Here is a 22,761-nt window from a genome sequence, read left to right on the forward strand (position 1 = left end):
TCAACGTTCAGCGGCACAGGACAAAGACGCTCCGGACCCTCATGTCAGGTGCGTTTGAGTGTGCACTAGAAATCGAACACATGCTCTACTGGATTCATGGTGCACACCGAGCATTCCCCCGACATCGTGCAGGCCCAGCGCGACTGGATCCGCACCTACAACTCACTCGCCGAGGCGCCGACCGGCAGCAATACCCGCCTGCGGCGGTGTCTGATCGATCTGTCCCGCCGTCTCGTCCAGGACGTCCCTCGGGAGCAGCTAGCAGACCTGCGCCGGCAGGCTGAGGAGAAATCGTGACCCGCGTCCGACGGTCTTGGGAGATCACGGAGCGCCAGCGGTCGGTGCTCGCCGCGATACGCACCCACATCGCCGATCACTGCGAGGCCCCCACGGTGCGAGAGATCGCCGCGGCCGTCGGCGTGGCCGGCCCCTCGTCGGCGCTGTACCAGCTGCGCCGCCTTGAGGAGGCAAGGGTCGTTCGGCGCGCTCGGGACGCCGGCTCGCGGGACCACCGGCTCAGCTGACGTCCGACGACGCCCGCCCCATTGACACGTTCCCCTCCGTGCAGTGTGACCAGACGTGCGTCAAGCCGGGATCGCGGACGACGCGCAGGTCAGAAGTCGAAGAACTCATGAGCGCCGCCTCGCCTTGCGAGACCTGGGCGAGGGGCTGAACCTGAAGATGAGGCGTGCTTACCGACCACCTGGACCGAGCGCAGACGGCTGCGGGGCTCGGCCACCGCGGCCCGTGCAGGGAGCGGATTCCAATGAGGCTTGTCGTCGATCTCAACCGGTGCCAGGGGTTCGCGCAGTGCGTCTTCCTCGCCCCGGACGTCTTCGCCCTGCACGGGGAAGAGGCGCTGCTGTTCTCCCCTCGCTTCGACGAGGCACAGCGTGACCGGGTGGAGAAGGCTGCTGCCGCCTGCCCGGTCCAGGCCATCCTCGTCGACTACTCCGACGAGCCGACGAAGCGGGTGGAGCCCCATGTCGGCTGACACGGACGTCGAGGTCCTGCGGCGCGAGGGCCGCATTGTCGTGGTCGGTGCCTCGCTGGCCGGTCTGCGCGCGGCGGAGACCTTGCGCGAGCACGGCTTCACCGGATCGCTGACCATGATCGGCGACGAGCCGTACGAGCCCTATGACCGGCCGCCGCTGTCCAAGCAGGCACTGCTCGGGCGGGCACGGCCCGAGGACACCGCGCTTCCGCGGCGGCGGGACATCGACGCCGAGTGGCGTCTGGGTGTCGCCGCCGAGGGCCTGGACCGGGACACCAAGCAGGTACGCCTGACGAACGGCGACACCGTCCCCTACGACCGCCTGCTGATCACCACCGGGACCAGAGCGCGGCCTTGGTTCCACCCGGAAGAGGCCGCGCTGGACGGGGTGTTCGTGCTGCGTACCCGCGACGACTCCGCCCGCCTGCTCCGGAAGCTGACCGGGGGTGTGTCCCGGGTGCTGGTGATCGGCGCCGGTTTCACGGGCTCCGAGGTCGCCTCCGCCTGCCGGGAGCTTGGCCTCGAGGTCACGGTCGCCGAACGCGGCCCTGCGCCGCTGGTGGGCGCGCTCGGCGGAGTGATCGGCGCGGTCGCGGATCGGCTGCAGCGCAAGCACGGAGTCGACCTGCGCTGTGGGGTCAGCGTCACCGCACTCGAAGGCGACGATGTGGGACGGCTCAGGCGCGCCCATCTGTCGGACGGTGCGGTGATCGACGTGGAGGTGGCGGTCGTCTCGCTCGGGGCCATGCGGAACACGGAATGGCTCGCCGGCTCGGGAGTGGCCGCGGGTCCCCGGGGCATCGCGTGCGACGCCGGGTGCCGGGTGTTCGACGTCAACGGCATCGTCACCGACGACATCTACGCCGCCGGTGATGTCGCACGCAGCCCCCACCCGCTGTTCGACTACCAGTTCCTGGCGCTGGAGCACTGGGGTAACGCGGTCGAACAGGCCGAGATCGCCGCCCACAACATGATCTGTGCCGGTCCGGATCGCCGTCCGCACCTGTGGCTGCCGATGTTCTGGTCCACCCAGTTCGGTGTCAACATCAAGTCGGTGGGTGTTCCCACGCTGGGCGACCAGATGGTCGTCGCCCAGGGGGCGCTCGCCGAGGAGCGGTTCGTCGCGGTGTACGGGTACCGCGGCCGCGTCATCGCCGCGGCCGCCTTCGACGGAGCCAAGTGGCTGGGGTTCTACGAGCAGCAGATCGCGTCCGGCGCCCCCTTCCCGCCGGAGTACCGCGCGGTCGACCGCCGGACCGAGACGCTGCATCCGATCGACCCGGACTTCCCCGACCCCCATCTGCCCACCCATGGGGCCACGGTCACGCTGACGGGTCACTCGCCGAGCGAGCGGCGTGTCGCGTTCGTTCCGTCGCATGCCTGATCACCGGCCCTTCACCACCCGGAGCCCTCAGGAGTCAGCATGACGTCCGGCAGCATCGTCGCTCAGATCACCGACTACGCCAATCGGGCCGATCCGTACCCGCTCTACGCGGAGCTGCGCAAGACTCCGGTCAGGCGGGAGGACGACGGCACCTACCTGGTCAGCACCTACTACGAGGTGCGGAGCCTGGCCAACGACCCGCGGTTGAGCAACGACACGAGCAACCGCCCAGCCGGCCATGGCCGCCCCGGGCAACCGCCAGCGGAGAGTGGCCTGCCGCCCAGCTTCATCTTCACCGACCCGCCCGTGCACGACCGGCTGCGCGACACGATCAACCGGCCGTTCGGTCCCCCGCACAGCCCCAGATTCCTCGACGGCCTGCGCGGAGAGCTGGCCAAGGTCGTCACCGAGCTGCTCGACGCCTTCGAAGGCAAGGACCAGGTCGACATCGTCGAGGACTTCGCCTACCCCCTTCCCGTCACCGCCATCTGCAAGGTCCTGGGCGTGCCGCGCGAGGACGAACCGCTCTTCCACGCCTGGGCCGATGCCCTGGCGTCCGGAATCGATCCCCAAGCCGCCGGCGGGAGCGGCCAGGAAAAGGCACAGCAGGCACGCCAGGAACTGGGCGCCTACCTGACCGATCTGATCGAGACCAAACGCCGCCACCCCGGCCCCGGGATCCTCAGCGCGCTCGCCCCCGACATGACACCGGCAGACCTGGAGGCCACCGCGGTGCTGCTCCTGGTCGCCGGCCACGAGACCACCGTCAACGCAATCACCAATACGACCCTCACCCTGCTGCGCCACCCCGACATCCTCGAGCGGTTCCAGAAGGACCCGGAGCTGGCCGTCCCCCTCGTCGAGGAAGTGCTGCGGTACGAGCCCCCGGTCCAGTTCGTCCCGTGGACCACCGCCCTGGCCGACATCGACGTCGCCGGCACCACGATCCCCAAGGGCTCGCCGGTCTGGCTCATGCTGGCCGCGGCCAACCGCGATCCCCGGCGCTTCGAGGACCCCGACCGGTTCGATCCCGACCGCAAGGACAACGAGCACCTGGGCTTCTACACCGGCATCCACTACTGCTTCGGCGCCCCTCTCGCCCGCATAGAACTCCATGTGGCTGTGCCCGAACTCTTCCGCCGGGTCAAGTTCTCCCGGCTGCTCGAGGACCCGCCGCCCTACCGTGCCAACGCCGTGCTGCGCGGCCCGCGCCATCTTCCCGTGGCCATCGAGGGCCTGACGGACTGAACACCACTGACGCGGGGCCGGCTGAGGAGAATGCCAGTGGCGGGCATCGGGGCCCTGCGGGATCGTGTCGCGTTCTGGCGGGCGTGGATACTCCGCCTACGACGATCAGTACATCGACGCGCCGTCCAGACATCGACGCGCCGTCCAGCCTCGACGTCGACCACCGCGTATGCGCGCCCGCGACAACTTGAAGTGATGATTGAGCAGTTCAGACCGTGAACGGCATGCCGTTCACGACGGGCACTGAGTTACTGGCAGGCCTCGGCGCGGGCGCCAGTTCCCGAGCATGCGAACCGGTCCGGTCGCAGGACCCGCTCACCCGACGGCGGGGCACGGGCGCACCTCACAGCAAGCGCGCTCGGTCAGCGCGACGGCGGTACCAAGCCCAGCTCACCGGCGATGATGACCAGCTCTTGACGAACGGGGTCCTGGCACGCCTGGACGGCGAAGCCGTCGAGGAATCCCCGGCACAGCGGAGAGAGCCCGAAGTGCAGGACAGACTCGGAGTCGGTCCCCGACCTGGGCACTGAAGGTGAAGTCGTCGGGCGAGACGACCTTGCGTTCGCTCGAGCGGGAATTCGCGCCCGGTCAGGACCGATTCGGGTCGGGGTGCACCACCACGAAAAGCGACCAGGCGGGCGCGGTCGGGTCGTCCGGGCGGGCGGCGAACTCCTCGAGCAGGGCTCGGAGCCGGGTCTGGAACTCCTCCATCTCCGTCGGCGGCAGGCGCAGCCCGAGCCGGGTGCTGTCGACCTCGGCCGCAGGTGCGAGCGCCAGTTCCTCCAGGAACGCGTCGAGCATCGACCGGTCGTGCGCGGCCGCGTCGAGCCGCCAGGATTTCCGCGTCGCCAGATAGGGGACCTCCCGTGCGCCGCGCGCGCCGCGTCGCTCCTCCTGGGCCTTCAGAAAACCGGTGCGCACCAGCGTCCTGGTGTGGTGCAGCACGCTGGCGGGATCGCGGCCGAGGATCGCCGCGATCTCCTTGTTGGTGCGCGCCTCACCGAGGCAGATGCGCAGGATACGCAGGCGGAGCGCGGAGGCGAGTGCCTTCGCCTCCTCGTCGGTCGCCGGCCGGCGTTCGGTCATGGTCAGCAGCCTAGTCAACTTGGCCCGGCCCTAAAGGAACCGGGCTTGGAGGTAGTTCCCAACTGGCTGCTGGGTTGGCTCCTCCGTCCAGACACCCGTTATGGGGTGGCGGGGACGCGTGACTCACGCCCCGCAGTCCACACAGCAGCGCCACGTGCGGCGATGTTGTGGGAAGCATTCCGGTCGGCGTGGGCAACGACCCCGCACCCCCGGCAGATGAAAAGCCCCTGGTCGACACGGTTGCGCTTGTCGATGTGCCGGCACTGCGAGCACATCTGCGACGTGTACGCGGGATCGACGAAGACCAGGGGCACGCCTGCCCGCTTGGCCTTGTAGACGATGAAGTCTCCGAGCTGGGCGAAGGCCCAGGAGTGGAGTGTGACCCGTTGGGGCTTGCGAAGCCGTACCCGCCGGCGGATGCCCCTGAGTTCTTCCAGGGCTATGCCGTGTGCGGTGCGTTCAGCCTCGGTCACGATCGTCTTCGCGATGATGTGGTTGGTGTTCTTGACGTGCCGCTGTTCACGGCGGGAGCGTTCTTTCAACCGACGCTTGGCAGACTTGGTGCGCTTCTTCTGGAGCTTGGCCCGCAGCGTGAGCTGACGTTTGCGGTACCGGCCCAGGCCGCGCCCTGCGGCCTGGTAACCGGTGGAAGCCGTGGCGATGTTGACGATGCCAAGGTCCACGCCGATGAAGCCGTCCGGCTCGTACGCCTCAGCCTCGGGCACATCACAGGTGGCGATCAGGTAGAACACGCCGTCGCGCTCGATCAGGTCGGACTCGCCCTTGCGATACTGCTGGAGCACCTTGAACGCGTCGGCCAAGCACACGAACGAGACGTTCTTGATGCGCCCGGCCATCGTCCAGATGGACACCGTCTGCTGGTCGTACTGCCAGCTCAAACACCGGTCGTCATACGGCTGCGCGGCCTCGGCGCGGAACGCGATCGGCTTGGACTCCGCCCTGACCCGGCGCCTCGACTTCGGCTTGCCGAGATTTCCGGCGCGCAGGTTGGCGTGCAGCGTGGTGTACCCGTCACGCACCTTCTTGATCACATGCTGCGCGGCCTGCGCCCCGAGCCCCTGCGCCTTGAGGCGCGGATACGTGTGCTTACGCAGCTCATACTCACGCGGCACGCCGCGAGCGAACGCCACCTGGGACACCCAGCACGCCAGATCGTTGACCGTGCGCAGCGTGGAGCGCAGCGCGGCGGCCTGTTCGGCCTCCGGCATCAGCTTCACCTGCACCACGATCTTCATACCGGAACCCTATGCGGGGGCACTGACAACAATGCAGACCCGTGCGTACGCGCAGGTCACCCCTATCTCGAGAAGTGATTCCTCCCGGGCCTGAAGGCCCAGGGATCCTCACTAGATCCCGCTGGAGGGCCGGGAGGACAAGTGATTGACAAAATCCAATCACTCTTCCACGGTAGTTTCCCATGACTGCTCCCGAGCCCTCGCCCGACCGACCGGCCAACCGCGGCGGACTGTGGCGGCACGCCGACTTCCGTCGACTGTGGGTCGGTGAGACGGTCAGTCAGTTCGGGACAATGGTCAGCCAGTTGGCGCTTCCCCTCGTCGCCATCCTGGTGCTGCACGCCAGCACCTGGCAGGTCGGCGTGCTGGCGGCGTGCGAGACCGCGGCGTTCGTGGCAGTGGGCTTGCCGGCCGGCGCGTGGGTGGAGCGGATGCGCTTCCGCTGGGTGCTGATCGTCAGCAACCTGGTTCGGGCTGCCCTGCTGGCCTGGGTTCCGGTGGCTCAGCTCCTCGGTGTGCTGACGATCGAGCAGTTGTACGTGGTTGCGCTCGCCACCGGGGTGAGCACGGTCTTCTTCGACGTGGCCTACCAGTCCTACCTGCCCCAGCTGATCGACCGGGAGCTGCTGGTCGAGGGCAACGCGAAGCTCCAGGCCAGCGAGTCGGTCAGCCAGATCGCGGGCCCGAGCCTCGGCGGCGCGCTGATCCAGGCGCTCACCGCGCCCTACGCGGTGCTCGTCGACGCGGTGAGCTTCCTGTGGTCGGCTGCGTGGGTGATGCGGATCGAGGTCCGGCCGCCGCGCCCCGAGCGCAGCCCCGATTCCAACCTGCTCCGGGAGATCCGCGACGGTCTGCGGTTCGTGCTCGGCAACCGGATACTCCGCGCCATCGCCATGTGCACCAGCTCCGCGAACCTCTTCGGTTCGGTGATCTCCGCCGGGTTCTACGTGCTGCTCGCCCGCCAACTGCGGCTCTCGCCGGGCGTCATCGGCCTGCTCACCTCGACCGCGGCGGTGGGTGGCCTGATCGGTGCGCTGGCGGCCGGACGATTCGCCGCGAAGGCCGGCCAGGGCCCGGCCATCTGGATCGCTAGCGCGGTCGCCGGACCGTGCGCGCTGGTCACCCCGTTCGTGCAGCGCGACTGGACGGTGGGGCTGCTCGCGGTGGCGCAGATCGCGATGTGGATGGGCATCGTGGTCTACAACATCAACCAGGTCAGCTTCCGGCAGGCGCTGTGCCCGCCTGGGCTGCTCGGCCGGATGAACGCGACGATGCGGTTCCTGGTCTGGGGCACGATGCCCTTCGGGGCGCTGCTCGGCGGCCTGCTCGGCTCTACTATCGGCGTCCGCGGCACGCTGCTGGTCGGGGCGGTCGGCCAGTCACTCACCTTCCTGCCCGTCTTCCTGTCGCCGCTGCGGCGGATGCGCGAACTACCGTCCCACGCGGAGCCGGCGACGGAGAGGGGCCCCGTCGCCGGCCCGTTGGCGCCGAACCAACCCTGAGAGGGGAACGATTGCCTGCCCAGCACGAATCGGCCGCGGTGGCGGATGGTCAGGCCGGCGAGCCCGGACCAGGCGATGTGGGCGTGGGCGGTCACTTCTGGTCGAGGGGGACTTGGTCGACTGTGGCACGGCGGGCAGGGGCCCATGCTGCCGGTCGCCGTGCCGGGTAGCACGGCAGACTCCCTCCGGTAAGATCCACTTCTGGTGATCGGCCTGTCTGCCTTGCCCGTTGCTGCCGCCCGCCCGATCGTCCTGACTGCCTCCGAGCGCCACCGGTTGAAGAAGGCGGCCCGGGGCCATAAGACTCCCTACCAGGTCCGGATGCGTGCGCAGGTCGTGCTGCACGCCGCGCGCGGACGTTCCAACGCGCGCACCGCCCGCGAGGAGACCGGCCTGCATGTGGACACCGTGCGCAGGTGGCGGGGCAGGTTCGCCGCACAGGGCAAGTCCGGGCCGGCCGACCGCGAGCGTTCGATCCGCCCGCCCTCCTTCAGCTGCGCCGCAGGCCGCCCAACTCAAGACCCTGGCCTGCCAACTGCCCGCCGAAACCGGGGCGCCGCTGTCCCGCTGGTCGTGCCCGGACCTGGCCCGCGAGGCCAAGGCTCGTGATGCCGCGCGCTCGCTGATCGCGTGTATATCAGCGCTGGGACCCATGGCAGGTGTCCGGAGCGCCCCACCGCAGAGGCGCTCCGGAGCATCTTCTTCCTTAAGGGGCGTCCTGCTTGGGGGCCTTCACCCGGTCGCCTTCCTGCATCGCGGCCCTCACCAGGTCTACGGAGCGGATGGTGCGGGTGCCCCGCGAGACCCTGAGCCGCACCTGGGCGCCGGTCGCGATGTCCTGCGAGGCCGCGGGCAGCGCCCAGGCGGTGGTCAGGTCCGTGTTCCCCTCGTCCAGGGCGAGGAACCGGGCCACCTCCTTGCCCTTGCGTGACTCCAGCCGCAGCACCTCACCGGTGATCGTGTAGGGCTCCCGCCGCTCCAGGCAGGCGAGTGCCAGGAAGTACGTCGCCAGCGCGCCGAAGGCCACGATCGCCGCCAACTCGCCGAACAGAGGCCCCTCGTGGGCCGCCGCATCCCTGAACCAGCCGTGGCTGCCGCTCGCGAAGTTGCCGGGCATCATCGCCAGGAACGCAACGAACAGCGTCCAGCGGCTGAACTTGCCGGCCACCACAAGGCCGAGCAGTGCGCTGCCCACCCAGCCGGCGCTCAGCACCAGTCCCGGCCGCCGCAGCGAGCCGCCGTCGTGCGCGTCGACCGCGACCGCCCAGTCGGGCTGCCGCAGGATCGCGAAGGCGCAGAGTGCCCCCGCGACCACGCCCGCCGCGGCCGCAAACTGCAGGAGCCGGCCCGTCGACCCGCCGAAGCCGGGGCGCAGCCGCGGGTAGCGGATCCGCACCGGGCGCCAGGTCCCTCCGTACGAGGACCAGACGCGTCGCCGGTCGCCGGAGTCGAAGCCGAGGAGCCGGCCGGTCAGGCTGGTGACACCGAGGGCCGTCCCGTACGCGAGATAGCGGTCCCAGACCGTCACGGATGCGGGCGGCAGCTGGGCGAAGTCCTCGTGCGCCGTCAGCCAGGCTCGCAGTCCGGCCCAATGCCCGGCGCGTTCAAGGCCCTTCGGTGTCGCCCGCTCGCCCAGCGCCTTGCCGAGCAGGAAGGCCAGCGCGGCGCCTGGGGCCACACCGACGAAGATCGCGCCGCGTACGCCGTGGTGTCCCATGATCGCGGCCACGGTGAACAGCGCACCGGGTACGAAGGCACAGACCAGCAGAGCGCTGGAGAGCAAGGGTGCGAACCGGTATCGGGACAGGCCGCGCAGCCGGGCCTCGGCGATGATCTCCCGGCGCAGCGCGGTGTTCCAGGAGGCGGCGCGCTCGTCGTCACGGAAGGCGATCGCCCCGATGGGTGCGCCCCCGTTCGCCGCGCGGGCGGCGACGCGGACCAGCACCCGCTGCTCGTACGGCGTCAGCCCCGGCGCCGCCCGGCCCGCCTCGGTGAGGTGGACGGTGCTACGGGCCGGGTCGTCGCCCGGCTGTCGCAGCTCGACGAGCCCACGGGCCGCGAGATCCAGCAGCGTGGCCGCGGCGGCATGCTCAACGCCCCGCCAGTTGTTGCCCAGCAGGCTGACCACTCCCGGCGGTTCGGGGTCGGTCCCGAACTCCTGGGTCGCGGGGCCCGGCGTGACCGCGCCGTTCCGGGTGGCGGCCAGGGCAAGGCCGAAGACGACGAGCCAGAGCGCGATCAGGCCGGCGCCGCCCCAGTAAAGCTGTTCGGTGAGCGTCACGCGAACCTCACCTGGACGGCATCCTGCGCCACACCGGCGGCTTCGAAGTACTCCCGCCGCCCATGCGCGCCGCCCAGCCCCGCCACGACGTTCCCTGGGAAGCTCTCCAGGGCGGTGTGGTAGCTCTGCACGGCGCTGTTGTAGAACTGCCGCGCGTACGCGATCTTGTCCTCCGCCGACCTCAACTCGGCCTGCACCGTACTGAAGTGCCGATCCGCTTTGAGTTCCGGATAGTTCTCCCCGAGCGCGAACAGCTTCCCCAGCGTCGCGGTGAGCGCGTCCTCGGCGGCCGCCCGGTCCGCAACACCGAGCTCCCCGCTCACAGCTGCCCCGCGCGCGGCAGTGACCGCTTCGAAAGTGCCGCGCTCGTGAGCGGCGTAGCCGCGCGCCCCCTCGACGACATTCGGTATCAGCTCATGTCGCCGCTTCAACTGCACATCGATCTGAGCCCACGAAGCCTGCGTCTGATTCCGCAGCCGAACGAGCCGGTTGTATGTCCGAACGACCCACCACCCGACCACGACGACAAACACCGCAACAACCGCACACACGATCACACCCACGACGCCCCCCAGAGGCCCTAGAAGATCCGACCCCCCTGGCCGATCGACGCGATCTTATTCCGGCCGTCAACGACCCACGCCCCTCGGGGAACGTCGGCCCATGGGATGCGCGTGCTTGGTCACAGCCCTTGTCGGCGTGAAGCTTCGCCGGGCGGCGGCGACGGGGTCCGTGGGGAGAACGAATAGGCGGGATGCCACGCACGAGCGGCTGAAGCCCCTGGCTGTCGCGCAGGTTGGCAGCCGAGACGCCCAGCGACAGTGGGAGTCCGGTCCGTGATCAGGGATCTTCGACCCCAGCTTGCCGCGATCGGTCGGGTTCGGTCCGGTCAGTGGCCCCATATGCAGCCCGGAAACTGACGGAGTGGATCACGCACCGCAACCGGTCGAGCTGACCCTGCTGGTCGCCGCCCTCGCCTGAGCCCGCGGGCCGACACCGCGCCGGGCGCCCCATAAGACCCGTACTCGCGGCGCAGTGCGCAGGTGCTCGGGCTCGCTGCGCAACGGGGGTGCCGGGAGTTGCGCAGCAGGCCCGCCCCGCCCGGACTCCGACTGCGCAGTGCCAACTGGGGCGCGTTGCGCACCGGGTAATGCGCAACCCGTACCGGTCGACTGTGAGCGGTCGGTAAGCATTTTGCGGTGCCCGCCAAAACGCGCACCGGGCGGCTGGAGCGGCGCGGCAAACGCGTACCAGTAGTTGAGTAAACCGGTTGCGTCCTGCTGGCCATGGCTTCGTCTGGCAGGTTTGTGACCTGGGTGTTCTGAAGACCGGTGCGCGTTTCGGTACGCGCTTTTCCATCCCGCACAACGCGTACCGGTCGCCGGAGGGCGGCGGGCGCGGCCCGTCGCCGAGGCGCCGTCGAAGCCGGGTTACGCAGGATTGGCCGAGGCGGCCGGTACGCGTTGGGAAACCAAACGCGTACCGGTGCGGTTGAGTGCGCAGTGACCGCGGAGGAGCACCCACGGTGCTGCGCAGCCTCCGCTGCGTAGTCGCAGTGCACTCTGACTGCGCACTCTGGGATCCCGCTGCGCAGCGTCCTCGATCGTCCACTGCGCAGTGGACGATCGGGCCGTGCTGCGCACCACCATCCGCGATCCGTTGCGCAGGCGCCGACAGGCCACTGCGCAACCGGTGCGCAGTGGACCCCGACGGCGCGGTGCAGCGAGACTCGTACCGGTATGCGTACCGACCGGAGGTAGCGGGCTGTGAGGTGGAGCCGTTCGCCCTTGCCGCCCTTGCCGCACTTGCCGTGCCGGCCATCGCCAGTGGGGTGCCCGGGGCGCGCAGATCCTTCAAGGCCGCGCTGTTGGGTGCCGGTGTGCTGGGGCTGATGATCCCCACCAGCCCCGCATGATCGGCTTCGGTGACGTGAAACTCGCCCTCAGCGCCGGCGCGACGCATGGAGTGTGCTGCTAGAGCGACGCCGAGGTAACCGGCGAAGAGACCGAGGAATACGAGCGTGGACCGTGGGACCGGACGTGGCGGAACGCAGATCGCGGGGGCAGTCCTCAGCCCCTGGACTGACCTTCACCGCTGGCCCTGTAACGGTCTGCAAACAAGATGAACTACCCCACTGCCCGTCACCGGCAGCTTAGTTGGATGGAAAGCGACGGCGATCAGGCGACCGGCCAGAAGCCGGTGAAGGTGTTGATCGAGCCGCTCGCCATGGAGCCGTAGTGCCCGGGCGAGGGAGGCGCAACGCCTGTGACGAGCCGACCGGGCACCCGCGGTCATCGGCACCGGCATCGCCGACAAACTAACCCTCAAAGCCACTCGCAAAGTCACCCGCAAGGGGGGCCTCAAAGCCCCTAGTGCACCCTCCACCGCTTGAAAGAGGAAAACGGCAGGTCAGGCCTGCCGGTACGGGCGTACCAGTCTTGCCGACAACCCCTCTCACGCACACTCCGGCCTGGCAACAGGTGGGGAAGAAGAAGAAGAAGGAGAGAAAGAGCAGACGGCAGGACCAGGTCGGCGCGTGCGTGCTCGGGGTCGGAGCCGCGTTCTGTCTTGTTGCGCGTCGGCCGGGGGCCTTCGCGCTCGCGGCCCGATGAGACGGGCCGCCGCGGGAAGGGGGACGGATGCGGGGTGCACCACGGGCTGCCTGGACGGAGATCCAGGCGGGGCGGCTGACGGTGGCCACGGCGCTCGCCGTGCAGCAGGCCATCGGCCGATTCTAGGAAGAGTCGGGGGAGCCGCGGTTCGACGTGTCTTCCCTACTGGCGTGGAGTGTCCCTTCATTTTCGAGCGTCTCAGTCGCGCTTTCTTCCACCAGGACGACGACTCCAGGGCCGACTCATGAGCACGGCCTGTCCCGGGGGAGCGAGCTGTTTCTGCCGCCAGGAACCGTGTCCCTCACCGAGGTCATCGTCCGCAGGATCAAAGTCGGCGGGGTCATCGACTGGGACGAGATGGAGCAGCTGTGCAGCCCGCGGGTGCCCGGTGCGTCGACGGGAGTGCCGTCGATCGTGTACGTCGCGAATTACGTGTGGGCCTCGACACGCATTACGGAGCTTCCTGCCCCGGCGGCCTTCTTCAGGATGCTGGTGCAAGGTGTTTCTTGCGGGGACAGCGCAGAGGACCCCAGCGACTGGGCCGGGGTCCTGGGGGGTGGTTCTGGCGTCAGAGGCTGCCGGTGGTCAGGCCCTTGATGAAGCTGGCCCAGGCGCGGTTGGTGGTCATCGTCAGACCCATTTCGAGGTCCTTGGAGTCCCGCACGGCCACCCAGCTCTCGGGAGCACGCGCGACTTCTACGCAGGCGCCGTTTTCACTGCTGGCCGAGGCCTTCCACCAGGCGAGCTCTTCAGGGTTGCACTGGGGCGGGGTGGGGCGGGTCATGATCAGTTCTCCTTTGCGGCCAAGTCATGTAGGAGTGCCGCGGACTCCTCAGGGTCAACTGCGCCTGCTCGTAGGCGATCGAACGTCGAGACCAAGCCGCGAACTTGCTTGTCCTTCTCAAGGAAGGCGTTCCCGCTGGGGCTGTCTACGTAGCCGATGCGGGGGTCGGCTTGGCCGAACTCCAGCAGGGAGAAAGAGCCCCGGAGTCCGGGGTGTACGTCCTTGCTCGCCGGATATACCTGCACTGTGATGTTCGGCTGCGCTGATGACTGCGCGAGTGCCTTGAGCTGAGCGCGGAGAACGTCTGGGCCACCGATGGGCCGGCGGAGCACGGATTCATCGACCACGGCCCATAGTTCCAGAGGGTCGGTGTCCCGGGTCAGGCGCTGCTGGCGCTGCATCCGGACCTTCACGAGCCGGTCTACTTCATCCGGCGACCGAAGCGGCAGCGAAGCCAAGACGGCTCGCGCGTAGTCCTCTGTCTGCAGAAGGCCAGGTACGAACCCGAGCTCCCAAGTCTGTACTGACCGGGCGTCGTACTCCAGCCCGACGAACACACCCAGTCCGCTGGGTAGTACCTCTTCGTACTCCGCTTGTTCCCACCAGCCGACCTCTGCCGCTGTCTTGTGCAGTTTGAGGATCTTGGCCCGTGCGGCATCGTCAGTCACGTTGAAGAGGTCTAGGAGACTACGGACCTCCATCGCTTTGGCGAGTCCTTGGCCCGTCTCCAGCCGTGAAATCTTGGAGGTGGAGCACTCCAGATGGGCGGCCGCGGCAGCCTGGTCGAGTCCTGCATGCTCGCGCAGCCGTCGTAGTTCACTGCCGAGCCGTCGTCGGCGAACTGTCGGTCCGTTCGGGTCGCTCACCCTTCCCCCTCCCCGCCTTCGTCGTTGTCGTGGGCTTGCTGGTTGCAAGTCTGCCTCATCGCGCGACGGGCCGTTAGGCATGCCCTTGTCTCCCTCCTTCCAACGCCCCTCGGGAGGGGCGGATTTGATGGTTGGGCTTGTCTCATGGGATTGCATGGAGGATTCTAAACGGGATTGCACTACGGGATGTAGTGATGTGATCGCGTTGAGTTGATCATCGAAGGGATGGCTAATGTCCGCGAAACGACCGGCTGCGGCAGATATCCGCGCCCAGGTACATGACCTGTTACGCATGACCCCCGACGAGTCGCAACGACTGCACGGCAAGGCATGCGCCCGATGCAGCTCGACCAAAGGACTGCGCGACGGCGGCCTTGCGTACACCGCCAGCGGTCCAAACGGGGAAAGCCGCCTCGGATGGCAGGTGAAGGTCTGCCGCGACCATGCGAACACGGGGGGCGGCCAATGAGCTTCACGGCCCGCGGGTTCGCCGAGAGTTGGATGCCCGGCGCCGAACCGGGGGAGGGGCTTCAACGGGCCTGGTTGTTGGGCCGTTGTGGCATTGTCCGGATCACCGGTGCGGAGGTGTTACGCGTCAGCGGCACCGTGGCTGTTGCGGCTCTGGCTGTTCTTGAGGCGAGCGGAACACTGCTGGGACCTATCCTGGCCAACCGCGCCCGCTCCACGGCAGAGTTCGTCGTCGCCGCGGGTACGGGAGCTACTTGGCCTGCGCTGCCGGGCGCAAACTGCGTTGAGGACGCCGTGATGCGGTGCCCTGCACCGGAGTTCACGGCCGCCAGCCGCCGCCACGCGGACGGTCGCACGTGCATCTGCGCCCCAGGTCCCGGGAGGCCGGCCACCACCGACAGTGATGTGTTGTGCGAGGCCGTCACTACGCCACTGGTCACGTTGGAGTCGCCTTGGCTCGCCTTCGCGCGAGCGACATGCTCGGGAGGGGCGCGCCTCACATGAAACCGACTCCTTCTGCGCGCTACGACTCCACCGCGCAAGTCCCGGGCCGTGACCTCGAACCGGTCCCTCCGCAAGGCCTGCACACAGCTCACCCCACAGCCGGCACTTGTCCTCCGCGCCGGCGCACGGTGGCCTTGCCCGGGGCGTCGCGGTCCAGCGTGGCCCTCGCCCGCGCGCATACGGTCGATGCTCTGCGGGAGTGGCAGATCGACGATGACATCGTCGAGGCTCTGCGGCTCATCGTCAGTGAGCTCGTCACCAACGCCGTGGTCCACACAGCGAGTCGGACCATCGAGATCACTGTGTCCGTCACCGCCACTGAGGCCATCGTGACCGTCACCGACCAGGGACTGTCCGGAAAACCCGTCGCACGAACGGCGCGCCCCGAGGAGGAACACGGACGAGGCCTGGCCCTCGTCGAGGCCCTTGCCACCCGATGGGAGTCCACACCACTCGCCGACGGGACCCAAGTTGAGGCCGCGGTCACTCTTCCCGAGCGGACGGCAGGCGCGCTGTGACAGCGCGGGAAGCTCCCCACGCACCTGCCTTCGACGTACCAGGGCCGGACCTGACCATGTTCGTGGACCAGGCCCCATCGCAGAAGATCCATGACGGGGAAACTCGCCAAGCGCCAGTGCGCGGTTCCTTCTGGTGCGATGCTGCCGCTCACCTTCGTGACGGCCGCATGCTCTGGCTGGGCGGACAGGCATGCTGGACACCTGAGCAGGCGCTGGCCTGGATCGGATGGCGAGCCGGACACGTTGCCGACCAGCTCGATAATCAACTGGCCCGACCGGCGCGGGCATGGATCCAAGACCACGCCGAGCACCAACGGGCAAGCGGACAGCTCGCTCGCGGGATCACCTACTCGCTCGTCGTCTGCGACGGCAGCGTCCAGTTCGTCCTGGCAGCTACACCCGGCGCCTTCGCCCTCAACGGTGATAGCGCGTCATGAGGCATGCCCTGCGGTGCCGTCCTCGCGGCGACACCCCATAGATCTCTGTCCGGTGGCCCGAATGACCTCGGTCCCGGCCATCGGGCAGGGCCCAACGCCAGTACCCGAGCACCTCATTGGCGGACCGTTCCACAACTGCCTCAACGGATCACGGAGGAATCCATCACCGCGGATGCCCAGCGCCCTCGCAGACCTACAGGCTGACGGATGGATTCGAGTACGCGTCTCAGGTGTCGAGCGGGCCCGGCCTGCGGTGTGGAACTCGACGGACGGCCACGGTGGTTGCCCGCAACAAGAACTGGTCAACGTACCCGAGGCCATGGCGTAGGGTCGTGCTTACCGACGCGGGGTTGAGCAGCTCGGTAGCTCGCTGGGCTCATAACCCAGAGGTCGCAGGTTCAAATCCTGTCCCCGCTACTGCATTACCGCAGGGCCCGGATCCTCACGGATCCGGGCCCTGCGGTGTAGAGGTCCACGTGGGTCGCGCCCCCGATGAGAAAGAGCTCGATGTCTCTCCGGCTGGGCTACGGCGCTCTCGCTGAAGGTCAGCGTCGGTTGCGGCCTCGGCGCCGACGGTCATGAGCAGCACACACCGAGCGATCAAGTCGACGTCGGCGAAGGCATCGTCCTGGTCGAGTTGACGCCGCGCGCAGGCTGGGCACGCAGATGCTGGATGCGGGGACGGGGACCGGTAGCGCGGGCACGGTGCCCCTTCGAAGCGTTATGCAGGCAGCCTTCGGCCACACCGCTGGCTACGCAAGACCCAGGCGCGTCGCCTGCTGGACCGGATCACCGGGACCGTCATCGCCATCTTCGGCGTGCGGCTCGCTTTGAGCGACTGAACAGCCGACCTGTAACGCCCCAGAGCAGTGCTCAGGGCCGGGCCCAGATCAGGATGGCGGCGAGTTGACGAGCGGCCTCGTGGGCGTTGGCCGGCTTGTCTGTTCGCAGGGCGAGGTCGCGCCACTGCTTGAGGCGTGCGATACACCGCTCGACCGTAGTGCACTGCGCGTATCCCTCACTGTCGAAAGCTGGGGGGCGACCTCCCGCGCGGCTTTGGCGCAATTCCCTTCCCCGTCACGGACTGCGGAAGCGGCATGGGCCGGGCGGCGGCGATGAGTTCCGGGTTCGCGCCGGGTCTAGAGGCCGGGACGGCTGGGACGCCTACCCCGACGCGAGCGCGACCTACGGCGGCCAGTGGCAGGGGCCCGTGTTCGTCCTCACCCACCGTCCCGAGGACCTGAAGCCCGCCGGCGGCGTGACGTTCCTCAACTGCGATGTGGCCGAGGCGGTCCGGATCGCTCTGGACGCTGCCGGGGGCAAGAACCTTGAGGTCCTGTCACCCTCGATCGGCCGTCAGCTCCTGGAGCGCGGGATCGTCGACGAGATCGACCTGCACATCGCGCCGGTCCTGCTCGGCGACGGGATCCGCCTGTTCGACAACCCGGGCGGCTCGCCGGTCCGGCTCGGCCTGGTCAACGGCAGCGATCCGTCGCTCGTGGTGAACGTGCGCTACCGCCCGGCCGCCGCCGGTTGAACCGCCGGCATCGATACCGCCGCCGCGTCGCCCGACAGGGGTTCTCAGGGTGCGGCGCCTCTATTCTGTTGCCGTTCGTGTCGCATCAGTCACACCTCGGGGGAGACACATGAACGCCTGGAACCCGGGCGGGCAGCCGCCCTATGACCCGCGGGCTGGGGCAGGGCACCCGCCCCAGCCCGGCCCGTACCCGCCTCCGCCGCCTCAGGGCCCGTACCCGCCTCCGCCGCCCAACGGCGGTTACCCGCCGCGGATCCCGCACCCCTACGGGCCTCAGCCGTACCCGCCGCGCCCCGGCCCGCCGGTACCGCCCGGCCCCTTCCGCCGGCTGTGGCTGAGGATCGGCCCCATCCACACCGCCCGCAGGGTGTTCAAGCCGTCCCGCCCCGGCATGGTCCACGACGCCCTCGTCGCCCGCGTCCAGAAGATCCGCACGCTGGTCGGCCTGGGCGCGGTGGTGTGGATGTCAGTGGCGTACAAGGTCGCCCAGTCGGTGGGTGACATCGCCGACGACCGGCTGAGTCAGTCCTGGAACAGCGTCCTGATGCTGTCGGTGACCTTCCCCGTCGCCGTCGGCGTCCTGCTCGCCCTCGCCGCGCCCTCCGCCCGCCGTGAACTGCTGCGCCGGGCCGCCAGGTGTTTCGGCGCGATCGTGGCCATCGTGGCCGCGGTCGGCGTGTTCCCGGCCGCCGTGCTCTCCGGCTTCGTCGACGGCCGGTTCGCCACCAGCCCGGCGATGGCCGTCGTCACCTACGGCACGACGATCCTGACGTTCCTGTGGGTGGTGCCCTTCATGTTCTGGGGCATCGGCCTGGCACTCGTACACGTCTTCCGTACCGCGGACATCCACGAGACCGTACCGCCGCTGCTGGCGATGACGCTGGTCTGGGAGATGACGCTCGTCGACCTGTTCACCGGCGCCTACGCGGGCGTGCCGGGCCCGCTCCGGGTGCTGCTCGTGCTCGGCGCCCCGGTCTCGGTGACCGCGGTCGGCCTGTGGGAACTGCACCGGCTGCGCGCGCACTACGGCATCGCGGTCCGGGACATGCTGATGCGGCAGCCGGGATAGCCGGGCCGAGCACTGTGCGCCCAGTGGCGCGCCGAGCGCGAGCGTACGTTCGTACATTCCAGAGTGTACGATCGTACGCATGACGACGACGGACTACTTCGCCGACGACCCGCGGACGAACCTGGAGCGCATGCTCGCGGGTGACCTCTACCTCGCCGACGATCCGGAGATCGCCCGGCGTCAGCGGCGGGCGATGCGGCTGGCCGCCCGCTACCAGGACGCCTTCATCGAGGACGCCGACAAGGCCCGGCCGATCCTGGCCGACCTCCTCGAGTCCGTGGGCGAGGACGTCGAGGTGCGGCCGCCGCTGTACGTCGACTACGGCAGCAACATCACCATCGGCGCCCGCACCTTCGTCAACTACCACCTCACCGCGCTCGACGTCGCCCGGATCACCATCGGCGAGGACTGCCAGATCGGCCCCAACGTCCAACTCCTCACCCCCACCCACCCGGTGGAGCCGCAGCCCCGGCGCGACAAGCTGGAAGCCGCGCTGCCCATCACCATCGGCGACAACGTCTGGCTCGGCGGCGGGGTCATCGTGTGCCCGGGAGTGAGCATCGGGGACAACTCCGTCATCGGCGCCGGGGCTGTCGTCACCAAGGACATTCCGGCGAACGTCGTGGCCGTCGGCAACCCCGCCCGCCCCGTCCGCACCCTCTGACCCGCGTCCCCATGGCCACCGGACGCACGGACCCGCAGCGCCGCGAGCGCATCCTCGCCGCCACCCTCGACCACATCGCCGAAGAGGGCGTCGCCGGGGTCTCCCACCGCAGGATCGCCGTACGCGCCGACGTGCCGCTCGGCTCGATGACCTACCACTTCGCCGGCATCGACGACCTGCTGCGCGAGGCCTTCACCCGGTTCGCCGACGAGATCGTGGCCGTGTTCGAGCGGCACCTGGCCGATGTCGGCACCCCCGAGCGGGCCCGCGAAGCCGTCACCGACCTCATCCACGCGCTGTCCGCGGGTTCACGTCGCGATCTCGTCCTCACCCACGAGCTCTACGCCCTCGCCGCCCGCCGCGACGAGTACCGCGAACTCACCCACGCCTGGATGGCCCGCAGCCGCGACCTCCTGGAGCGGCACTTCGACGCGGAGACCGCCCGCCAACTGGACGCGCTGATCGAGGGGTTGGTCCTGCACCGCTCCCTCGACGCCGCCCCGCAGAGCCGCGAACTCACTCGGGCGGCCGTGCGGCGCATGACCTCCGGCTGATCTCCGGCCGGCCCTCGGTGCGTAGCCGGCCCCGAGCCGCCCGTGGGGTGCGGACCTGACCTCGCACCCCACGGGCTCCCATCCGCCGGCCTGCGCACTAGTGTCTGATCGCCACCGCCAGGACACGGTGGCGTTCGACGAGGAGGGTGGCCGCGATGACGCAGCAGTTCGGTGACTACCAGCACGAGATCTACTTCAACGCGCTCGGGGGCGTCGTCCCCGAGCTGCCCATGGCCTTCGCGGAACTGGAGCAGCGGGCCAGTGAGGCGCTCGCGCCGTCCGTGTGGTCGTACGTCGCGGGTGGCGCGGGCGACGAGTTCACCCAGCGCGAGAACGTCACTGCGTTCGAACAGTGGGGGCTCGTGCCCCGCATGTTCGTCGGGGCGAGCAAGCGGGACCTGAGCGTCGACCTCTTCGGGCTGAAGCTCGACAGCCCGCTGTTCATGTGCCCCGTCGGCGTGATCGGGCTCTGCGGGCAGGACGGGCACGGGGACCTGGCGACGGCACGGGCCGCCGCGCGCACGGGAGTTCCGATGGTGGCCTCCACCCTGTCCGCGGACCCCATGGAGGACGTGGCCAAGGAGTTCGGCGACACCCCCGGCTTCTTCCAGCTCTACACGCCGACCGACCGCGACCTCGCCGAGAGCCTCGTCAGCCGCGCGGAGGCGGCCGGCTTCAAGGGGATCGTCGTTACCATGGACACCTGGGTCACCGGCTGGCGGCCCCGCGACCTGTCCACCGGCAACTTCCCCCAGTTGCGCGGCCACTGCCTCAGCAACTACACCTCCGACCCGGTCTTCCGCTCCCGGCTCCCGCAGGGCCGCGCCGATGACACACAGGCCGTCGTCATGCAGTTCGCGAGCGTCTTCGGCAACCCCCTGACGTGGGACGACCTCCCCTGGCTGCGCTCGCTCACCAGCCTTCCGCTGATCGTCAAGGGCCTGTGCCACCCCGAGGACGTACGACGCGCCAAGGACGGTGGCGTCGACGGCGTCTACTGCTCGAACCACGGCGGACGGCAGGCCAACGGAGGACTCGCCGCCATCGACGCCCTGCCCGACGTGGTGGAGGCCGCCGACGGTCTGCCCGTCCTGTTCGACTCGGGCGTGCGCTCCGGAGCCGATGTGGTCAAGGCGCTCGCCCTCGGCGCGACGGCGGTCGGCATCGGCCGCCCCTATGCCTACGGCCTCGCCCTCGGCGGCGTCGACGGGATCGTCCACGTGCTGAGGTCCCTGCTCGCGGAGACCGACCTGATCATGGCCGTGGACGGCTACCCGACGCTCGCCGACCTCACTCCGCAGGCGCTGCGTCGTCGGCGCTGACCTCGGGCGCGTGGGGCGCGGCCCGGTTCAGCTCGACGCCGAACTGGGCCCCGGCCAGCAGCGCCAGGTTCGACACCCACAGCCAGACGAGGAACACGACGCCCCCCGCCAGGGAGCCGTAGAGCCTGCTGTAGGTGCCGAACTGCGAGGCGTAGAAAGTGAAGCCGGCCGACGCGACGAGCCAGATCACCGCGGCCAGCAGGCCACCCGGCAGGCCGTGCCGCCACCCTCGGGCGGCGGGCGGCCCCGAGCGGAACAGGACGAGGACGAGCAGCGCCACCAGGCACAGCAGGGCAGGCCACTTGAGGACGTTCCAGGCCGCGGCGACCGTGTCGCCGAGCCCGAGCCAGTGCCCGAGGGACTGGGCGAGTGATCCGCTGAGCACGAGGACGAGCGCGCTGGCCACGAGGAGCGCGAGCAGGGTGCAGGCGGTCAGCAGGATGCGGTGGGCCTTGCGCCACACGGGTCTGGTGTCGCGGACGCCGTGCAGCGTGTGCAGGGCCCGGCGGAACACCGCCGAGTAACTCGACGCCGACCACAGGGCGCTGACGGCGCCCGCGATCGTCACGGTGAGCGCCGCGGAACGCTCGTGTGCCATGTGGCGCAGCACCCCGTGCAGGGCGGCGCCCGACTCGGCGGGCGCCCAGGCCGTCACATGCGCGATCAGGGCGTCCGTCGTCGCCGGGCTGACCAGACCGATGAGCGAGACGGTCACGAGCATGGCGGGCAGCAGGGCGAGGATCGCGTAGTACGTCAACGCCGCGGCCCAGTCCGACACGTCGTCGTTCCACATCGACACCGGCGTGCGACGCAGCGCCGCCCACAGCCGGGGCCCGGACATCGACCGGTCGTCCGGCACGGGGCCGTCTCCGTCTCCGTGGTCGTTGTCGCCTTCGCCGGCGGAGGAGGGCGTGGCGGGGGAGGGGACGGTTCGGGTGACCTGGTCCGTCGGCCGGGTTCCCAAGGCGTGCTCGTCTCGGTCGGAGGGCGCCCGACGGCCTCGGCGGGAGTGTCGGCGCGCGCGGGACATGGCCCGCGATCATCTCATCGCCGGCCCCGCAGCCTGCCGGGGGAGTCGTGGATCAGGTGCGTACGGGGACGTTCCGCGCGGTCCAGTCGGCGAGGACGCGTGCGCAGTCGGCGACCGTCTCGCGCCATGTCCTGGCCGCGCCGTCGCCCGCCTCGTCGCTGACGTGCTTGACGATGCGCAGCGGAACACCGGCCTGCTGGGCGGCGGACGCGAGAGCGTAGCCCTCCATGTCGACGAGCGGGGCGTGCGCGGCCAGGCGGGCGCGGGCCTCCTCGTCGGAGATGAACGAGTCGCCGGTCGCGAGGACGGGCCCGCCGTGGTCGGGCAGGTCGATCGGCGCACCGTAGATCTCGCCCGTGAGCGAGGCGAGCACGGCGTTGTCCAGGTCGTGCTGGATCACGGAACCGATGACGTGGGTGCCCGTCCAGCCGGGGCGCAGCGCACCCGCCGTGCCCAGGTTCACGATGCCCGAGGGGTGCGGGCCGCGGGCCAGGACGGTGGCCAGCGCGGTCGCCGCGTTGACCTTGCCCATGCCGGTGAGCAGGACGGGGAGATCCGTGTCGAGGAACTGCGCCTCTTCCTTCACGGCCAGCACGAGCAGGGGGCGGCCGGCGGTGATCTCACCTATGAGTTCCATGCCGCAAC

The 22,761-nt window shown here is 69.5% G+C and carries 22 protein-coding genes, 1 tRNA gene and 2 pseudogenes; 15 read left to right on the top strand and 10 right to left on the bottom strand.

Annotated features, from left to right (window positions below; translation table 11 throughout):
- Positions 1-96 precede the first annotated feature (96 nt).
- The 5 genes from OG758_RS40515 to OG758_RS40535 all read left to right on the top strand — a co-directional run bounded on the left by OG758_RS40515 (position 97) and on the right by OG758_RS40535 (position 3,626).
- Positions 97-297, top strand: coding sequence for a hypothetical protein (locus OG758_RS40515; RefSeq protein WP_326714432.1), 201 nt, complete (start codon positions 97-99; stop codon positions 295-297).
- On the top strand, positions 294-524 hold the full coding sequence (locus OG758_RS40520) for a hypothetical protein (protein ID WP_326714433.1): 231 nt from the start codon (positions 294-296) through the stop codon (positions 522-524). The genes OG758_RS40515 and OG758_RS40520 overlap by 4 nt, the downstream gene beginning before the upstream one ends.
- A gap of 242 nt (positions 525-766) precedes the next feature.
- On the top strand, positions 767-994 hold the full coding sequence (locus OG758_RS40525; RefSeq protein WP_168527920.1) for a ferredoxin: 228 nt from the start codon (positions 767-769) through the stop codon (positions 992-994).
- Positions 984-2,378 carry an NAD(P)/FAD-dependent oxidoreductase gene (locus tag OG758_RS40530; protein WP_326714434.1) on the top strand — a complete coding sequence of 465 codons (1,395 nt, stop codon included), beginning with the start codon at positions 984-986 and terminating at the stop codon, positions 2,376-2,378. The genes OG758_RS40525 and OG758_RS40530 overlap by 11 nt, the downstream gene beginning before the upstream one ends.
- A gap of 39 nt (positions 2,379-2,417) precedes the next feature.
- A complete protein-coding gene (locus tag OG758_RS40535; RefSeq protein ID WP_326714435.1) occupies positions 2,418-3,626 on the top strand; it encodes a cytochrome P450 in 1,209 nt (402 codons plus the stop codon).
- 588 nt (positions 3,627-4,214) lie between these two features.
- On the opposite strand, the gene OG758_RS40540 is transcribed toward OG758_RS40535, so the two are convergent.
- Both OG758_RS40540 and OG758_RS40545 read right to left on the bottom strand, forming a co-directional pair.
- On the bottom strand, positions 4,215-4,712 hold the full coding sequence (locus OG758_RS40540) for an ArsR/SmtB family transcription factor (RefSeq protein ID WP_326714436.1): 498 nt from the start codon (positions 4,710-4,712) through the stop codon (positions 4,215-4,217).
- Between the two features lie 98 nt (positions 4,713-4,810).
- A complete protein-coding gene (locus OG758_RS40545; RefSeq protein ID WP_326714437.1) occupies positions 4,811-5,968 on the bottom strand; it encodes an RNA-guided endonuclease InsQ/TnpB family protein in 1,158 nt (385 codons plus the stop codon).
- A gap of 182 nt (positions 5,969-6,150) precedes the next feature.
- Between OG758_RS40545 and OG758_RS40550 the strand changes: the two genes are divergently transcribed.
- The gene (locus OG758_RS40550) at positions 6,151-7,470 is read left to right on the top strand and encodes an MFS transporter (RefSeq protein WP_326714438.1); all 1,320 of its coding nucleotides are present in this window, start codon (positions 6,151-6,153) and stop codon (positions 7,468-7,470) included.
- A gap of 321 nt (positions 7,471-7,791) precedes the next feature.
- The gene (locus OG758_RS40555) at positions 7,792-8,079 is read left to right on the top strand and encodes a helix-turn-helix domain-containing protein (RefSeq protein ID WP_326714439.1); all 288 of its coding nucleotides are present in this window, start codon (positions 7,792-7,794) and stop codon (positions 8,077-8,079) included.
- Positions 8,080-8,176: 97 nt separating this feature from the next.
- On the opposite strand, the gene OG758_RS40560 is transcribed toward OG758_RS40555, so the two are convergent.
- The 5 genes and pseudogenes from OG758_RS40560 to OG758_RS40575 form a co-directional block, all read right to left on the bottom strand.
- Positions 8,177-9,751, bottom strand: a complete 1,575-nt coding sequence (locus OG758_RS40560; RefSeq protein ID WP_326714440.1) for a DUF2207 family protein — start codon at positions 9,749-9,751, stop codon at positions 8,177-8,179.
- Positions 9,748-10,314, bottom strand: coding sequence for a LemA family protein (locus tag OG758_RS40565; RefSeq protein ID WP_326714441.1), 567 nt, complete (start codon positions 10,312-10,314; stop codon positions 9,748-9,750). The genes OG758_RS40560 and OG758_RS40565 overlap by 4 nt, the downstream gene beginning before the upstream one ends.
- Positions 10,271-10,711, bottom strand: a pseudogene (locus OG758_RS49175) (IS5/IS1182 family transposase); the annotation flags it as partial. The pseudogene OG758_RS49175 and the gene OG758_RS40565, both read right to left, overlap by 44 nt.
- A gap of 2,220 nt (positions 10,712-12,931) precedes the next feature.
- Entirely contained in the window at positions 12,932-13,147 is a 216-nt protein-coding gene (locus tag OG758_RS40570) for a DUF397 domain-containing protein (RefSeq protein WP_326714442.1), read from the bottom strand.
- A gap of 2 nt (positions 13,148-13,149) precedes the next feature.
- Positions 13,150-14,013, bottom strand: coding sequence for a helix-turn-helix domain-containing protein (locus tag OG758_RS40575; RefSeq protein ID WP_326714443.1), 864 nt, complete (start codon positions 14,011-14,013; stop codon positions 13,150-13,152).
- 1,130 nt (positions 14,014-15,143) lie between these two features.
- Here OG758_RS40575 and OG758_RS40580 point away from each other — a divergent pair.
- The 3 genes from OG758_RS40580 to OG758_RS40590 all read left to right on the top strand — a co-directional run bounded on the left by OG758_RS40580 (position 15,144) and on the right by OG758_RS40590 (position 16,357).
- Positions 15,144-15,503 (top strand): ATP-binding protein, encoded by a 360-nt coding sequence (locus OG758_RS40580; protein WP_326714444.1) that lies wholly within the window; start codon positions 15,144-15,146, stop codon positions 15,501-15,503.
- 56 nt (positions 15,504-15,559) lie between these two features.
- Positions 15,560-15,940 carry a hypothetical protein gene (locus tag OG758_RS40585; protein WP_326714445.1) on the top strand — a complete coding sequence of 127 codons (381 nt, stop codon included), beginning with the start codon at positions 15,560-15,562 and terminating at the stop codon, positions 15,938-15,940.
- Positions 15,941-16,283: 343 nt separating this feature from the next.
- Positions 16,284-16,357: transfer RNA gene (locus OG758_RS40590), tRNA-Met, on the top strand.
- A gap of 456 nt (positions 16,358-16,813) precedes the next feature.
- Here the strand turns inward: OG758_RS40590 and OG758_RS40595 are convergent.
- Positions 16,814-17,014: pseudogene (locus OG758_RS40595) on the bottom strand (IS5/IS1182 family transposase); the annotation flags it as partial.
- A 136-nt stretch (positions 17,015-17,150) separates the two neighbouring features.
- Here OG758_RS40595 and OG758_RS40600 point away from each other — a divergent pair.
- From OG758_RS40600 to OG758_RS40620, 5 genes are all read left to right on the top strand, one after another.
- Positions 17,151-17,477, top strand: a complete 327-nt coding sequence (locus OG758_RS40600; RefSeq protein ID WP_326714446.1) for a dihydrofolate reductase family protein — start codon at positions 17,151-17,153, stop codon at positions 17,475-17,477.
- 109 nt (positions 17,478-17,586) lie between these two features.
- Positions 17,587-18,546, top strand: coding sequence for a hypothetical protein (locus OG758_RS40605; protein WP_326714447.1), 960 nt, complete (start codon positions 17,587-17,589; stop codon positions 18,544-18,546).
- A 79-nt stretch (positions 18,547-18,625) separates the two neighbouring features.
- Entirely contained in the window at positions 18,626-19,210 is a 585-nt protein-coding gene (locus OG758_RS40610) for a sugar O-acetyltransferase (RefSeq protein WP_326714448.1), read from the top strand.
- 11 nt (positions 19,211-19,221) lie between these two features.
- Positions 19,222-19,764, top strand: coding sequence for a TetR/AcrR family transcriptional regulator (locus tag OG758_RS40615; protein ID WP_326714449.1), 543 nt, complete (start codon positions 19,222-19,224; stop codon positions 19,762-19,764).
- 155 nt (positions 19,765-19,919) lie between these two features.
- On the top strand, positions 19,920-21,086 hold the full coding sequence (locus OG758_RS40620; RefSeq protein WP_326714450.1) for an alpha-hydroxy-acid oxidizing protein: 1,167 nt from the start codon (positions 19,920-19,922) through the stop codon (positions 21,084-21,086).
- Here OG758_RS40620 and OG758_RS40625 read toward each other — a convergent pair.
- Both OG758_RS40625 and OG758_RS40630 read right to left on the bottom strand, forming a co-directional pair.
- On the bottom strand, positions 21,055-21,927 hold the full coding sequence (locus OG758_RS40625) for a YihY/virulence factor BrkB family protein (protein ID WP_326716193.1): 873 nt from the start codon (positions 21,925-21,927) through the stop codon (positions 21,055-21,057). The genes OG758_RS40620 and OG758_RS40625 overlap by 32 nt on opposite strands.
- 241 nt (positions 21,928-22,168) lie before the next feature.
- The gene (locus OG758_RS40630; protein WP_326714451.1) at positions 22,169-22,753 is read right to left on the bottom strand and encodes a nucleosidase; all 585 of its coding nucleotides are present in this window, start codon (positions 22,751-22,753) and stop codon (positions 22,169-22,171) included.
- Positions 22,754-22,761 lie beyond the last annotated feature (8 nt).

Origin of the sequence: Streptomyces sp. NBC_01474, from assembly GCF_035918215.1 — a bacterium.
Taxonomy (GTDB): domain Bacteria; phylum Actinomycetota; class Actinomycetes; order Streptomycetales; family Streptomycetaceae; genus Streptomyces; species Streptomyces aureus.